Origin of the sequence: Nostoc sp. MS1, assembly GCF_019976755.1 — a bacterium.
In the GTDB taxonomy this organism is placed as follows: Bacteria; Cyanobacteriota; Cyanobacteriia; order Cyanobacteriales; family Nostocaceae; genus Trichormus.
Map to the genome: position 1 here is coordinate 1,807,143 of NZ_AP023441.1, position 14,677 is coordinate 1,821,819.

The 14,677-nt window shown below is 39.3% G+C and carries 10 protein-coding genes and 1 pseudogene; 7 read left to right on the forward strand and 4 right to left on the reverse strand.

All coding sequences use genetic code 11. The annotated features are described in order from the left end of the window. Window positions 1–19: 19 nt before the first annotated feature. Genes NSMS1_RS07920 through NSMS1_RS07930 form a run of 3 tightly spaced genes read right to left on the reverse strand, consistent with a single transcriptional unit; the run spans window position 20 to window position 4,341 of the window. Window positions 20–3,568, reverse strand: a complete 3,549-nt coding sequence (locus NSMS1_RS07920; protein WP_224092373.1) for a hypothetical protein — start codon at window positions 3,566–3,568, stop codon at window positions 20–22. 24 nt (window positions 3,569–3,592) lie between these two features. Next, complete coding sequence (locus NSMS1_RS07925) at window positions 3,593–4,105, reverse strand: phage tail protein (protein ID WP_224092374.1); 513 nt, start codon at window positions 4,103–4,105, stop codon at window positions 3,593–3,595. 2 nt (window positions 4,106–4,107) lie between these two features. After that, window positions 4,108–4,341 (reverse strand): hypothetical protein, encoded by a 234-nt coding sequence (locus NSMS1_RS07930; protein ID WP_224092376.1) that lies wholly within the window; start codon window positions 4,339–4,341, stop codon window positions 4,108–4,110. A 189-nt stretch (window positions 4,342–4,530) separates the two neighbouring features. On the opposite strand from NSMS1_RS07930, the gene NSMS1_RS07935 reads away from it, so the two are divergent. Further along, a complete protein-coding gene (locus NSMS1_RS07935) occupies window positions 4,531–6,258 on the forward strand; it encodes a DUF4157 domain-containing protein (protein WP_224092378.1) in 1,728 nt (575 codons plus the stop codon). Next, window positions 6,249–6,395: a hypothetical protein gene (locus tag NSMS1_RS07940; RefSeq protein ID WP_224092380.1), complete on the forward strand. Its 147-nt coding sequence runs from the start codon at window positions 6,249–6,251 to the stop codon at window positions 6,393–6,395. The genes NSMS1_RS07935 and NSMS1_RS07940 overlap by 10 nt, the downstream gene beginning before the upstream one ends. Here the strand turns inward: NSMS1_RS07940 and NSMS1_RS07945 are convergent. After that, window positions 6,392–6,631: pseudogene (locus tag NSMS1_RS07945) on the reverse strand (Uma2 family endonuclease); the annotation flags it as partial. The gene NSMS1_RS07940 and the pseudogene NSMS1_RS07945 overlap by 4 nt on opposite strands. Window positions 6,632–6,768: 137 nt before the next feature. Here NSMS1_RS07945 and NSMS1_RS07950 point away from each other — a divergent pair. The 5 genes from NSMS1_RS07950 to NSMS1_RS07970 all read left to right on the forward strand — a co-directional run bounded on the left by NSMS1_RS07950 (window position 6,769) and on the right by NSMS1_RS07970 (window position 14,643). Continuing rightward, entirely contained in the window at window positions 6,769–12,207 is a 5,439-nt protein-coding gene (locus tag NSMS1_RS07950) for a DUF4157 domain-containing protein (protein WP_224092384.1), read from the forward strand. Between the two features lie 2 nt (window positions 12,208–12,209). After that, on the forward strand, window positions 12,210–12,668 hold the full coding sequence (locus NSMS1_RS07955) for a YbjN domain-containing protein (protein ID WP_224092385.1): 459 nt from the start codon (window positions 12,210–12,212) through the stop codon (window positions 12,666–12,668). Window positions 12,669–12,692: 24 nt separating this feature from the next. Further along, window positions 12,693–13,100, forward strand: coding sequence for a YbjN domain-containing protein (locus NSMS1_RS07960; protein WP_224092386.1), 408 nt, complete (start codon window positions 12,693–12,695; stop codon window positions 13,098–13,100). 150 nt (window positions 13,101–13,250) lie between these two features. Then, entirely contained in the window at window positions 13,251–13,517 is a 267-nt protein-coding gene (locus tag NSMS1_RS07965) for a hypothetical protein (protein WP_224092387.1), read from the forward strand. Between the two features lie 71 nt (window positions 13,518–13,588). Continuing rightward, window positions 13,589–14,643 (forward strand): IS630 family transposase gene (locus NSMS1_RS07970; RefSeq protein WP_224092388.1). Its coding sequence is split into 2 segments (ribosomal slippage): window positions 13,589–13,981 and window positions 13,984–14,643, totalling 1,053 coding nucleotides; the frame shifts between segments, so codons are not numbered across the junction. The last annotated feature ends 34 nt before the right edge of the window (window positions 14,644–14,677 follow it).

Sequence of the window (14,677 nt, forward strand, 5' to 3'; positions counted from 1 at the left end):
TTAAAAACTCAAAGCAATGTTACCAAGGTAGGCGACCTACATATATGCCTTGACGTTCTTTTTCTATTTCGATTCTTTGCCTTAATCTATAATAAACAGCCTGAGCTAAAGCTTCAATTTCTCCATCTTCATTATCATCATTTTCTGCTGTTGGTAAAGATGAATCTGGGCTTTTTATAGTCTCAGTAATGGGTGCAATATCTCTTGAGATATCGGGTGCTAAAACTTCTCCGCCATTAGCGTAACCTTGGGGTTGAGAAAATCGCTTAGTAGAAATATGTGTTGGTGTTGAGGATGATGCAAACTGAGAAGATGGGGAATTTTGCCAGTTTCCCTCTACGCAACCAAAGTTAAAATTAGTGAACTCATCATGATTAGCATTTAATAATTCTTCAACACTAGACCATTGAGAAGGGGTTTGGGTGTTGGTAGTTGAATGAGTCTTACGGAAAATTAGGGAAGGTGATGAATATTGGGGAGAAGGTGCTGGGGAAACATGAGTTGTATTTTGCATTGTATCTTGGGGATGGTTGAGAAGCGATCGCCTTTGCTTCGCAACTTCCACACCCAAGGAAGGAGAACTTAGGGGAGTTAGTTCTGTAAGTGTATCAGGTTCCGCACTTTGGCGCTGTATTGGACTCTCAACAAAAGAATCGACTTTAGTCGTAGGTAGTAACGAGTTGGTTTCTGGTGTTTGGGAAGGCGTTACCTCTAAACTAGGGGATATTACCTCCTCTGGTGAACCTCCAATGTTAATATGCTTGAGAATCTGGAGATTTTTTTGCGCATCCTTAGCGTTGATCACAAATTCCCCAGGTGTCAGCATTGCAGGTACAGTATCCGAGGGTGCTACTGGTTGATGGTTTTCTACTGAGGTTGCATTAACTTGTCCACCAGTAGCATAACCTTTAGGCGCTGGTAAATCATTTAACAGAGTAGCAGGTTCAATATCAATATTGGCAGTGTTGTCTGTATTGTTGGAAGGATATGTAGTTAATATATTTTCTGATGTATCGGAATCATTTATCAGGTTTGATAAATCAAGGTTGTTAAATACTAAATCCGACTCGGAGGCAATTATTTGTTCATTGTTGATATTCCTATGGATAATCAGCAAATTTTCAGTGGGATTTGTTAAGACTGTATTAGCAATCTCTGACGTAAATGTATCTGAATCTAGTGTAGATATTTCCTCAGATTTCGATGATATATGTGATGAAACAACAGGTGAAATTTTTGGTAAGATTGTTGTGTTACTATCTTCAATCTCTGGTGTTGTAGATGAAGTCAAATGTGGTTGAACAGATATTATTTCTGGTGTAATAACTTCCCCGGATTCTGGTGATATGTCTGATTTGTAAACAAGTTTATTTTTGATTAATCCTGCTGTGTTAGTAGCTTCAACCTCTGGTGTTATCGATGAAGAGATGTGATTTTGGGCAGATGTTATTTCTGGTGTAATAACTTCCTCAGATTGTAGTGATATATCTGATGTACTAACAGGCATTATTGTTAATTCTGTTGTGTTAATATCTTCAATCTCTGGTGCTATGGATGAAGTTATATGAGGTTGAACAGGTACTAGTTCTGGTGTAGAGATTTCCTCAGCTTGCGATGATATGTGTGATGTAGAAACAGGCGTAGTTGTTGGTAATATTTCTGTGTTAATATCTTCAATCTCTGGTGCTATGGATGAAGTTATATGAGGTTGAACAGGTACTAGTTCTGGTGTAGAGATTTCCTCAGCTTGCAATGATATGTGCGATGTAGAAACAGGCGTAATTGTTGGTAATATTCCTGTGTTAATATCTTCAATTTCTGATGTTGTGGGTGAATGAATATGACCTTGAATAGTTGTTAGTTGTTGTGTAGAGTTTTCCTCAGATTGTGGTAATATATTTGATGTAGCAACAGGCGTAATTATTGGTGATTCTACTGTATTGAGGTTTTCAACCTTTGGTGTTGCAGATGAAACAATACTAGGTTGAATAGGTGTTAATGAGGCAGTATTTTCTTTCGATTTATTGGACGATGTAATCTGTGTCTTAATATTTGCTTCTGGAATTATATGTTCTGAATTTAATGATGTTGTTGATGTAATATCAGATGTATCTATTGATTGAGTTTCAATATTAGGTAATACTGCGTTAAATTCAATAAACTCATTATTTATATATTCTGGATTCTGATTATTTATATTAATTTTTGGTAGGGTGTTAATAGTATTCGGTGTAATAACATCTTCATTGGCTAATGTAACTTCAGTATCAGAATAATTTACATTAGCTACTATAGACTGTTCCTGAGTATTATCCAAGTAAATAGGTAAATTTGATTTATCTTCAGACTTGGGCAATATAGTTTCTGATGCTAAAGGTTCTATCTCTATAGCTTTCTTATTTGTACTATCATTTAACAATTGAAGATTTTGCTTTGTATCTAATCCTGTATTTGAGTCATATTTAATAATATCCTCTAAAATATTAGAACTATGTAATACATTTGCTTCTGTTTTTAAAGTAATTGATTCTGGTGCATTTTCATTTGTTTCTCTGATAGGATTTTGCTGTGTAATAACTGTAGATTCAGCCTGTATTTGTGAATTTTTTAAATGAAAAGAAATATCTTCATTATCAATATTTTCTGGGATTTTATTAGATATATGATATTTTTGATTAGTATTTTCTTTTGTTATACTAATCTCGTCGCTACTATTAGCTAATTCTGGTTTTAATGCTAAGTATTCTAATGAATTACTGATGTCTATATTTAGTTCATGATTTCGATTTAATATTTTCTCATTTTCATAATCATCAGAATTAACAAACATCTCATTAGTTATTGGTAATGAATTTTCATTAGCTTTTCTGTTTAAGGTTTTGTTATTTTCTACTGTATTATTTATAGTGGCTATTTCACTATCGCTTGCTTGTATGATTGAATTATCATATATTTCAGTTTGCAAATTATCTGTAGTGAATACATTTATTTCATTACTTTTAGGAAGAATAGGAGTTTCATCATTAATCTGGGGTTTTCTCTTAGATATAGATGATCTATCTGCTTGTTTTGTTTTGGTTTTCTTAACCGATTTTGATGGGGGTAATTTTTTAGTTGGTAATTTTTGATTTGCTTGTTTTTCTGCTTGAGTCCATGTTTTTATTAGTATTTCGTTGCTGACATCGTTAGTTATTTGTGTTTGTATAAAATTTGATATATTACTAATATCAAATTTTATATCTGTTAATTTATATGAAGTGTTTATTTCTAAAGGGAAATTCAATGTTTCTAGTTTTATTTGTGAGAAGTCTGTATCAACATCTGAAGTATCTAAGTCATACCCATCTGCAAATAATGTATCTATGAATGGTTGACGTTTACGTGCTAAGAAAAGTTTAGATGTAGGAAATAATGGTTTTGCTGTAACTAAAGGTTTAATAAAATTGCTGTTTCGTTGATGTACATAATTTTTATTTGACTGTGAAGATATCTGATGCTGATATCCAAGATATGATTTTTGCCCAAGTGGATTAACTTGAGTACCTAATAATGATTGAATAATTTGCATATTTATATATAAATTAGGTTAAATCTAATGCGATGAGAAAAATCCCGTTTGCATTCGTGATGTAGGATTACCGCCACCTTTATCTTTGCCTACTTCCAAACCTTCATAAGCTAAAGTTAATTCTTCAATAGCAACTGCATTACCATCGGCTTGCAGCCCAGGAGTTTTCCAAGCTATAGGAATAGCACCAATCAAAGTCCAACTCATCATGGTTTCCCCGGCTTGATTGAATACTAAAATATTCACATTACGCCGAGTTGATTTTTTAGTAAAAACTGAACTAATCCATTTCCAAAAACCTTGGTTATCTGTGATTCCACGTTTTAAAGTTACGTCAGCAAATTCTGTTTGACCTAAATAAATTCTCTGCTGGTCGTTGACTCCACCTTCGTAAAATACATTTTTTTTAATTTGGACGCTTAAGCCAGAACACTCGGTAAAAGATGCAGCGATCGCTTTATCTATTTCTACATAAAATCGATTAGTAGTGACGTAGTTTAATTCATGAGTCACGTTACCGTTATTGTTTCCAGCCATAGCTACCACCTTTGATGACCATAGTTAACTCTTTCGCGTTGGATACGCATATCTTCGAGTAAAAGTTGATATACGCGTTCAGTTAGCTGATTTAATACCAACGAATCATTAAGATATTTATCGGCTGTTTTCCCTACTCCTTCTGCATTGGATGCAAACGCCGAACCTGCATATCCAGGTGTACCGCCGATATCACTACTGGGTGTGAAAAAATTTTCCTTTCCAGTTGAGTCCATAAACTAAAACTCAAAATTAGTTCTAAAATCAAGGCTAAACTTACTGCATGAGAATCAGAACTAGCCAAAAGTCGAACTTGATTTTTGCTGTTTTAGACTTTTGGCGAATAGTGTGATGATGATAATTGCTGTATTCTTATCTCTATACTGGTAAAATATTATTCACTGCTGGAGTATTAGGAGCATAATATGAGGGAACGTATAGCTCAACGGAAAAAAACTACTTCCTCTGTCTCCATACCGACTCTCAAACAACCAACACGCGGCTTTGGTTTAGAGTCGTTGAACGCTTCACCGTCAGCAGTGACAGAAGTACAACCCATGAATAAGCCTCTGGGTCACGATATTAGCCGTATTGCACTGCATCGTCCCCAAGCAAAACTGACAATTGGCGAGCCTGGAGATTTTTACGAACAACAAGCTGATAGTGTAGCGCGGCAGGTCATCCAAAGAATAGCGCAGTCTGGAAATCGCCAGTCTATTCAACGTCAAGAAGCACCAGAGGAAGAAGAATTGCAGATGAAACCTCTGGACATTAACACCCTGCAACGCCAGCAAGCACCAGAGGAAGAAGAAGAATTGCAAATGAAATCTTTGGACTCTAGCATACTGCAACGTCAGGAAGTGCCGCAGGAAGAAGAATTGCAAATGAAGCCGATGGTGCAGCGTCAAGGTGGAGGTGAAATGGCGGCTACATCTGACTTGGAAACCTCCATTAATCAAGCTAGGGGTGGTGGACAGCCACTAGGGAACGATATTAGAGAACCGATGGAACAGGCGTTTGGGGCTGATTTTAGTAAAGTGAAAGTTCACACAGATACTCAATCTGACCAGTTGAATAAATCAATTCAGGCGCGTGCTTTTACAACAGGGCAGGATGTGTTCTTTCGCCAGGGAGAATATAATCCAGGGAGTCGGGGCGGTCAGGAGTTGTTGGCGCATGAGTTAACCCATGTTGTGCAGCAGAATGGGGGGGCGGTGCAGCGATCGCCTAGCTCTCTTACGCCATACCCGCAACAACCCGGTATGTTGGTAAATCGATTAACTTCAACATCAGTTGGCAAACTGGCAAATGACTATACCATAAACCAAAAAACAACGGCGGAAAGTGGCAACAAGATAGCTATGAAACCGAGCTTGCCATTGATCAAGGCGAATAATCAGGGGAGTAGGGGAGGAGAGATTGTCATCAATTGTGCTGAACGTCGAGTGACGACTTTCGATAAGCGAGAAAAGAACTGGGTAGCTAGTATGGAGATCATAGACAGTGATGACCCACATAACTATGTTCACTTATCTCGCAGTACAGTTGATAACGAGAAGGTAATAAACGAGAGTGTAGCTAAAGCTCAAGGACTGAAGCCCGTGCCAGGGAAGAACGCAAAGAGTATAAAAACAGAAACCTTGGAGTCTGGGGATGCACCATTTGACCGTACAAATTATACAGAGAATAACAACGTACACATAACACTAGAAGGGAGATATAAAAAGGTATTGAGTAAAGTTGCAAAAGAAGGGTTTGGGATCGAGGATGTAAAGGGAGGAAGCCCAGTTACAGAGTATGATAATCTCAACTACGCGCGTGGAACGGCATTAGATGAACGCACTATCCAGACAAGGATCACTGAAGAGGCTGGCAAAGCGAAGACTAATGCGGATGCCAATATAAAGGAATCATGGAAAGAAATTGTGACAGACGTGAAAAAGCAATACAAAGGCGATAAAGATAAGATAAATAAGGAAATCGACAGGCTGAAGCCTGAACATCAAGGTATGCACAATGACCGACAAAATTCGATAACAGCAATAGAACAAGGAACATTGAATTTGACAAATAATCTGATAGCGAGCGTACCAGCTTTAACAGATATGCAAGCTAAAGGAACGTTGGTGCAATATCATGGAAATTGGACATAATAAACCAACCGACGCGGGGTTTCGGTTTAGATTTGCCTGAAACTTCACCCACAGCAGTTCCCGAAACCGAACTGCTGGAAAACCCCAGTGCGATCGCCTGCTTTTTGTATGATTATAAGAGAGTTAGCCACCCTTAAAAATCGATGCGACTATAGATTTCAGCCAGAGGAATTTCTACATTTAAACTGTGCAGTGCGATCGCTTGCTGGATATCAGAATAAACTTGCCATGACCAGCGATAGCTACTTTGATGATCCTGATTATAATATTGCTCAATGTAAGGTTCAGTTTGACTCACCAGCACATATTCACAAAAGCTGGCAACAGAGCGATATTTTCTGAACTTTTCACCTCGGTCATAGGCTTCAGTAGAGGAGCCTGGATGATTTGTGTGCGATGGCTATAATTTAGACTTTAGGCGAATTGTGTTGTGAGAGCGATCGCAATATCCTAGTTGTTTATAGTGGCAAGGTATTGTCTAACTGCTGCTTGGGTATCAGGAGAATCATTATGAGAGAACAGGTAGGTCAGGGTAAGAAAACCACCACTATCTCAGTACCCACACTCAAACAACCGACGCGCGGTTTCGGTTTAGATTCGCCTGAAACCTCACCCGCAGCAGTTCCTGAAACCGAACTCCTCGAAAAACCTCCAGGCCACGACATTAGTAAAATTTCCCTGCGTCCCCAAGCAAAACTCTCAATTAGCCAGCCAGGAGACTTTTACGAACAGCAAGCCGATAGCATAGCCCAGCAGGTGATGCGAAAAATCGCCCAACCTGCGCGTCAGTATGTGCAACCTCAGCAAATGCCAGAGGAAGAGGAAAAATTGCAAATGAAACCTCTGGCTAATTTTGTCACGCCTTTGGTGCAACGCCAACAAGCGCCAGAGGAAGAGGAATTACAGATGAAGGCTGTAGATAATTCCTCTGCTTCCCTACTACAACGTCAACAAGCGTCGCAGGAAGAAGAGGAATTACAGATGAAGCCGATGGTGCAGCATCGTCTAAGTGGAATGACTGCGACATCAGATTTAGAAACTTCCATTCAACAGTCACGAGGTAGTGGACAGCCGCTTGCAGACGATATCAAACAACCAATGGAGCAAGCATTTGGGGCTGATTTTGATACGGTACATATTCATACTGATGCTCAGTCTGACAAACTAAACAAATCTATACAAGCGCGTGCCTTTACCACAGGGCAAGATATCTTCTTCCGCCAGGGCGAATATTCACCAGGAAGTAATTCAGGCAAGGAATTACTAGCCCATGAATTGACCCATGTGATCCAGCAAAATGGCGGTGCTGTACAGCGTAAATCTCTTCATCTAGCACCAAAAGAAAACAAACTCCAAACAAAATATACTGCGGATTCTGGGCAAGCCATCCAAATGCGGGAGAGTTCGCAAAAACCAACCGAGGAGACAGAAAACAAAACAAATGCAGTAGAAGTTAAAACGGATACAAGAAGCCAAGAACAACAAAATCAGCCCCCGACACAAAAGCAGCAAGCTGTATCCACTCCACCAGCAGATGGAGGGGATACAGCAACAGACCCACCCCCTACAAAAAAACGTGATGCGGTAGTAGGGTCTGCTCAAAATCAATCTGCAACTGGGGAACAAGCTAAGGGTAATCAAGAAAACCAGCCAGAGTCAAAAGATGATAAATCTGCAACTGGGAAACAAGTAAGTCCACAGTCCCAACCAGAGCCGAAAGATACTAAAGCTAATTCTCAAAAAATAAATTCTCAAGCGCAAAGTCAAGGTAAACCTGGATTACCTAAAGTCAAGACAAATCAAGCAGCAGGAAATTTACCTGCGTCAAATGTAGCTGGTAAAGCTGGTGCTATACCTGAGACACCACAAGGTAATGAAGCTGTGGCTGGTGATGGCGAAAAGGCTCCAGCTTCCCCCGAAGAAGACCCAGCCTTTCAAGCGGTAGTTAACACAACTAAAGAAGTTGCACATCAAAAGAAAAAACACGGGCCTGCTGATAAAAAAGCAGGGGAAGCGCAAGCAGCAGCCGAACCTCCTAGTAATGAAGTAGATAGTAAGGCTCAAGCTAATCAAGTTGGTGAGATGGAAAAAACCCAGACTCCAGCATTTGATGCAGCAGCTTTCAAAGCCAAATTGATGCAGCGAATTGCTGACATGGCTCCTAAAACCTTAGAGGAGGCTGACAACTTTAAAAATAACAACCAGCTTGACTCAGTTAAAGGTGAGTTGAGTGGTCAGGTTAAAGAAGGACAGAAAGCTACTCAAGAACCGTTAGCAGAGAAGACCAAAGAAAAACCAGACACTAGCGGTATTGAAGCGAAACAAGTAACGCCACTGTCAAAAACTGACCCAGGCAAACCGCCATCAGGTGTAGGTGCAAATCAAGCCGCACCTAAATCGAAAGGACAAGGTGAAGTAGAAGCACCACTGCAAGCCGATAGTCAGAAAATTGAGCAGCAGATGAGTGAGGCGGATGTTACCGAGGAGCAGTTAGCTAAGTCTAACGAACCAGAGTTTCAAGGAGCGCTGGCAGCTAAGAAAGATGCACAAACCAGCGCTGTAGAAGCACCGCCTAAATATCGCCTACAAGAACAAGCTATTCTGAAAACGGCTCAAGCTACGGCGGAAACTACAGTTAAACAACATCTGGATGCAATGCACAATACCCGTAGTCAAAATTTGGGTCAGGTAGCAGACCATCAGGTGGGAGCCAAAGGTAAGGATGAGCAAGCCAGGGCAAAAGTTGCAGGCGATATTAACAAAATTTATGAGAATACTAAGGTTAAGGTTGAGAAAAGCCTCAGTGAATTAGACGGTCAAGTCATCCAAGCCTTTGATAGTGGTGCGGCCGAGGCGAAGAAAGCCTTTGAGGATTATGTCGGCAAGCGGATGGATGATTATAAGAGCGATCGCTACAGTGGTTTTTGGGGGCCTGGAAAATGGCTGAAAGATAAATTGTTTGGTATGCCATCAGAGGTGAACGCTTTCTATGAAGAAGGTCGCAATCTTTACATCAAACAAATGGATGGGGTGATCAACAACGTTGTCGCCATTATCAGTAAAGGTCTGACCCAAGCCAAAGCGGAAATTGCCTCTGGTAAGCAGGAAATTCAGAACTACATCAACAAATTACCCCAAGACCTGAAAGGAGTTGGTCAAAAAGCAGCCGCAGATATTGAAAGTAAATTTGCCGAGTTAGAGCAGACTGTTGACAGCAAGCAAGATGAGCTAATTGATACCCTAGCCCAGAAGTATAAAGAAAATCTGGATGCTGTGGATGCCCGCATTGAAGAGATGAAAGCGGCAAATCAAGGTTTGGTGCAGAAAGCTTTAGACTTCATTGTCGGCGTGATCAAAACGATCATTGAATTGACAAAAATGCTGCTTCAGGTATTAGCTAGAGTTGCTAGTGTAGTCGGGCAAATCCTCAAAGACCCGATAGGCTTCCTGGGAAATTTAATCCAGGCGGTGAAGCAAGGCTTCCTCAACTTTATGAAGAATATCGGCAAGTACCTCCAAGCAGGATTAATTGGCTGGCTGACTGGGACTATGGCAGCAAGTGGACTTCAAATTCCAGAAAATCTTGACATCAAAGGGATTTTTAGCGTAGCAATGCAGCTTTTGGGCTTTACCTATGAAGTAATTCGCGCCCAAGCTGTGAAACGATTGGGTGAGAAGAAAGTTAGCCGGATGGAGCAAAGTGTTGAGGTATTTAGAGTCTTAGCTAGTCAGGGAATAGCTGGGATGTGGCAGTTTGTGCAAGACAGAATTGGCGACCTCAATACCTTGGTAATTGAACCTATCAAGAACTTCGTCATTGAGAAAGTGATTACAGCAGGTATTGAGTGGATTTTGAGCCTACTAACACCAGCCTCAGCCTTCATTAAAGCAGCGAAGGCGATTTATGAGATTGTCAAATTCTTTATCGAACGCGCCGGGCAGATTGCTGATTTAATTAATGCCATACTGGATGCAATTGGGGCGATCGCTGCTGGTTCACTTGACCAAGCAATCAAAGGTGTGGAAAATGCCCTAGCTAAATCTTTACCTGTAGTCATCAGTTTCCTAGCAAGTCTTTTAGGCTTAGGTGGAATAGCTGGTAAGATTCAAGCCATCTTCCAAAAACTGCGCAAACCCGTGGAGAAAGCAGTTGATTGGATCATCGATAAAGGTACGAAAGCGTTTAAGAAAATTGGTAACAAGTTTAAAAATAGTAAGTTAGGTAAGAAAGCTGGCAAGCTGAAAGATTCAGCTAAGGAAAAATACAAAGCTGGTAAGCAGTGGGTTGAAGATAAGAAGGAAGCTGGTAAGAATTGGGTTAATGATCAGAAAGCAGCCACTTTTGCTGGTGAAGATAAGCGCACACAAGAACAGAAGTCAACCGATTTAAAAGCTGCACTCAAGGAAGCAGAAAAGATTGGTGATAATGACAAATTATCTCTAAAAGAAGTGAATAACCGCATCAAAGTTATCAAGAGCAACTACCGAATGCAATATCTCAAGCTAGTTGTTGATAAACATACAAACGATGGAGATATCATTCACTTTGAAGGAAAAATTAATCCTGAAGGTCAATCAAACCAGGTCGAAAATAAGAACAATGAAGAAGATGAAGGCAGATTTGATAAACTGCTGTATGAATCTCTGAAGCAAGTTTCTAACACCTATTATAAAGGTTATACCAAAGTTGATATTCGCACTGGTAAAGCACGACAATTATCAGGATTAACAGATCCTCGCACTACTTCTACGACAGAAAATCCCACAACTGAGACATCAAAAAGAAATCGGAAATTGCTTGAAAGTTCCAGAGCTAATCAAAGTCAGGAAACTGGAAAATCAGCCGGTGTCATAAATCCTCGTGGTGCTGCTATCGAAAACCCAACTGCTGAGACACCACAGAGAGATCGTGAATTACTAGAACGTTCCAGAGCTGATAGAGAAGAAACAATCAAACAAGAAGGTAATAAAATTCATCAAGAATTAGCTAAAGCACAGATAGCTTATTCTGTAGCCAGTCAAGCAGAATTTTATCCCAGTAATACTTTTAAAGTTGGTGCAGGAGATTTCTTTGTTTGCCAGGTGAATAATTACTATATCGTACCTACATCTAAAGCAAATCCAATATACGACTACTATTTGAAATCTGCTAGCGGTGATACCTACAAACAAACTAGGTCATTATTACAAAAGAGACTCAAAGACTTACAAGGCGAAAAAGCAAAAGCTGAGAAAGCAATCGAAGTCATTCAACAAAATGAGAAAATTGCTGCTGAAGATAAAACAGACAAAATCAAAGATAAAGAAAAGTTAATTGAGCGGATTCAACAAGATTACACTGCCATAGAGAGTGCGAGAAACCCTAGTACCATGCTGAATATCTGTAAAGAACTAATCCAAAATAAGAAGATTACAGGTTTAAACTTGAGTACCAAAGCAAAAGTTGGAGTTCCCCGTGAATTAACAAGTAAATATGATTATGGTAGTAATCCTGTATCTGTTAAACAAGCTAAAGAGTTTTATAAGAATTTTCCCAGTAGCATCACAGGTACATCCAATCAGGAAACAGTATTTGTCGCATCAGTTGTTGCCGAACCATCGCGGCATTCTGTAGCACATATTACCAATATGTTGTCACTTGATGAGAGAAGTAAAGGCTTTAAAGATGAGAATGAAAATGTCTTCCAACATCTTTCCATGTCTCAAGCCGAGAGCGATCCTAATCCTAGAGATGTGAAACCAGAGGAACTTGATTCTCGGCTGAATCATGAAGGTAAAAGAGCAATTGTAACAAGTAGAGATTTATCCGCAGTCAAAGATAAGAATCCCAAACTATACCAAGATTTACGCAAACTCTTTGCAGATCATAAATCTGATAAAGATGAAAGTATTGTGAGCAAATTTAGTGATGCTATTATCAAATATCTTGATTTGCCTAACAACGGTTAATTATGAATCAAATTTATGATATACATTTTATAATGTCTGCTTTACAGGAAGCTGGTTGGCAACCAACACAAACAGATAATTATTGGTTATTAATTCCTATAGAGACAAGTCAAAGAGAATTTTTTATCTCTTTTTACTGTCAAGACGAGCATAAAATGTTGTCTGTTAAGGGGAATATTCCTTTATTGATACCAGAAGAGAAAGAATCTATAATTCTAGAATTTATCAATTATGCAAATTATCGCATTCCCATTGGTAATCTAGAATTAGATATAAATAGTAGACAAGTATATTTTAGAATTGGTCTGTTTTTTGAGAACGTTCAATTAAATACTCAAATAGTACACAATCTTACTCAAGAAGTTTATCAAGGAGTGCAAGATTTCTGGTTATCAATTCCAGCAATTTTAGAAGAGGGTATGTCCATAGAGGGCGCATTTCAACAAGCCAACCTCAACTAAATAATTTAGGAAGATGCAGGGCTTATGGAAGAAGAAATTTTACAAGCTTTAAAAACAGAAGATTGGAATTTAGAAAAGGCTAACAATGGTCTATATCACACTCGCTATCAGGGGCAAAATGCTGAATTAATAGTTCATCTGAATATTATGAATTTAGATAAATATATTATACTAGCGATTGCTTACCTACCTATCAAAGTTACGAAGTCTGAAAACGAGCGAATCGCAAGATGCCTCAATCAGTTAAATCTGACAACCTTTTTTGGCAGTTTTGAGTTGAATTATACTACTGGAGAAATTGCTTTTCGTACTGGTATATTCTACTTTAATACAGAGTTACAAATGCCTATGATTGTTAATTGTCTCGATGCTGCGGCTTACGCTGCTGATATGGATTACCCATCTATCTTAGAAAAAGTTAGGTATAACTGAGCATAACATCACGCTGAAGCTAGGAATAGCGATACAAGTGAATATAAAGTCTGATCACTCGATACTCATTTGACAATGTAATAATTGGTGGAGCGATCGCTATTCTAGCACTGTCATGGTGGTTAAAAATCAAGTATAAATTTATCGCCAATGTTATCACAAAGTGCTAGCCATCAAATAAACAACGAAGTAACCTTTCTCGACTCCGCCCAATCTCCCTTAGTTGTTTGTGCTGTTAATCTCACTTTCACAACAAAAAATAATGAACTCCTTGATTGTCGCCTCACCCTCCAAGTTACACCACAACTCTACAACCGTATCGAAACTGAAGAGTTATTCAACCTCAAACCAGGTATCTACAACTTTGAACAAGTAAATTTCCTGCATGACACTAATATTACTATAGAAACTAAGTAGAACAAGGTGAAAAAACCAAAGTGTGTAAAGATAAGTAAATACATAAATGTGTCTACCAAGGTAACAGGGATATGGGCAGCCGTTTAAGGGTATTTCTGACTCCTAAGCAAGATAAAATTCTGTTCAACCTGAGAACGGCAGATGTACCCCAGAAAGTGAAAGACCGAGCCGAAGTGATCAGATTAAGCGCACATGGTTGGTACGTAGAGAAGATAGCAGATCACTTTGACTGGACTGCCCAAACAGTAAGAGAAGTTTTGCATAGATGGGAAAAACAAGGTCTAGAAGGACTGTGGGAGAAAGCAGGGCGGGGAGGAAAATCAAGGTGGGCAGAAGCTGACATGGCGTTCTTAGAAAAATGCTTGGAGCAAGAACCACGTACATATAATAGTGTTCAATTAGCCCAAAAATTAGAGCAAGAACGCTCCGTGAAATTGAGTCCTGACTGGTTAAGGCAGGTACTCAAAAAAAGGGGGTCATTTGGAAGCGAACACGAAAAAGTCATAAGGGGAAACAAGACCCGGTAGTACAGCAAATCAAACAGGCAGACTTAGAAATGCTGGAATTATCTGCTGCTGTTGGCGAAATCGATTTAAAGTATGTGGATGAATCAGGGTTTTGTGCTTGGAGTGAACCGAGTTACAGTTATTACTTTCGAGGACAGCAAAAACGCTTGGAGCAAAGTAAACGTAGGGGGCGAAGGTTAAGTATTATTGGGTTTCTTCAACCCCTAATTAGTTTTGTGTACGGTCTAGTGATTGGTGGCGTTTCACGCAAATCCTATATTCAAATGATGGAGCTTGAAGCACTTGAAGCCCAAAAAGCAGGTCGTATCAGAGTCATCGTTCAGGACAACGGCCCGATACATCGGTGCAAAGAAGTTCAGCAATTATGGACAAAGTGGGAAGAGATGGGTTTGTACATCTTCTTTTTACCTAAATATTGCTCAGAGATGAATCCAATTGAATTGGAGTGGCAACACCTGAAAAAAAATGAACTAGCTTCTCAAAGTTTTGAGGATGAATTAGACCTTGCCTATGCTGTCATTGATGGAGTTCAAAATAGAGGAGAAAAGGGAAACTACAGTACGCAACGTGTAAAATTTAACTCTTATTCTTCTGCTTAATTCTTTGTTACATACTTATAAATTTTCTCCACGA

Excerpts from the sequence above, each read along its gene's own strand:
- NSMS1_RS07955 (WP_224092385.1), top strand. The coding sequence starts at position 12,210 with ATGAATCAAATTTATGATATACATTTTATAATGTCTGCTTTACAGGAA.
- NSMS1_RS07960 (WP_224092386.1), top strand. The coding sequence starts at position 12,693 with ATGGAAGAAGAAATTTTACAAGCTTTAAAAACAGAAGATTGGAATTTA.
- NSMS1_RS07965 (WP_224092387.1), top strand. The coding sequence starts at position 13,251 with ATGTTATCACAAAGTGCTAGCCATCAAATAAACAACGAAGTAACCTTT.
- NSMS1_RS07925 (WP_224092374.1), bottom strand. The coding sequence starts at position 4,105 with ATGGCTGGAAACAATAACGGTAACGTGACTCATGAATTAAACTACGTC.
- NSMS1_RS07950 (WP_224092384.1), top strand. The coding sequence starts at position 6,769 with ATGAGAGAACAGGTAGGTCAGGGTAAGAAAACCACCACTATCTCAGTA.
- NSMS1_RS07930 (WP_224092376.1), bottom strand. The coding sequence starts at position 4,341 with ATGGACTCAACTGGAAAGGAAAATTTTTTCACACCCAGTAGTGATATC.
- NSMS1_RS07935 (WP_224092378.1), top strand. The coding sequence starts at position 4,531 with ATGAGGGAACGTATAGCTCAACGGAAAAAAACTACTTCCTCTGTCTCC.
- NSMS1_RS07920 (WP_224092373.1), bottom strand. The coding sequence starts at position 3,568 with ATGCAAATTATTCAATCATTATTAGGTACTCAAGTTAATCCACTTGGG.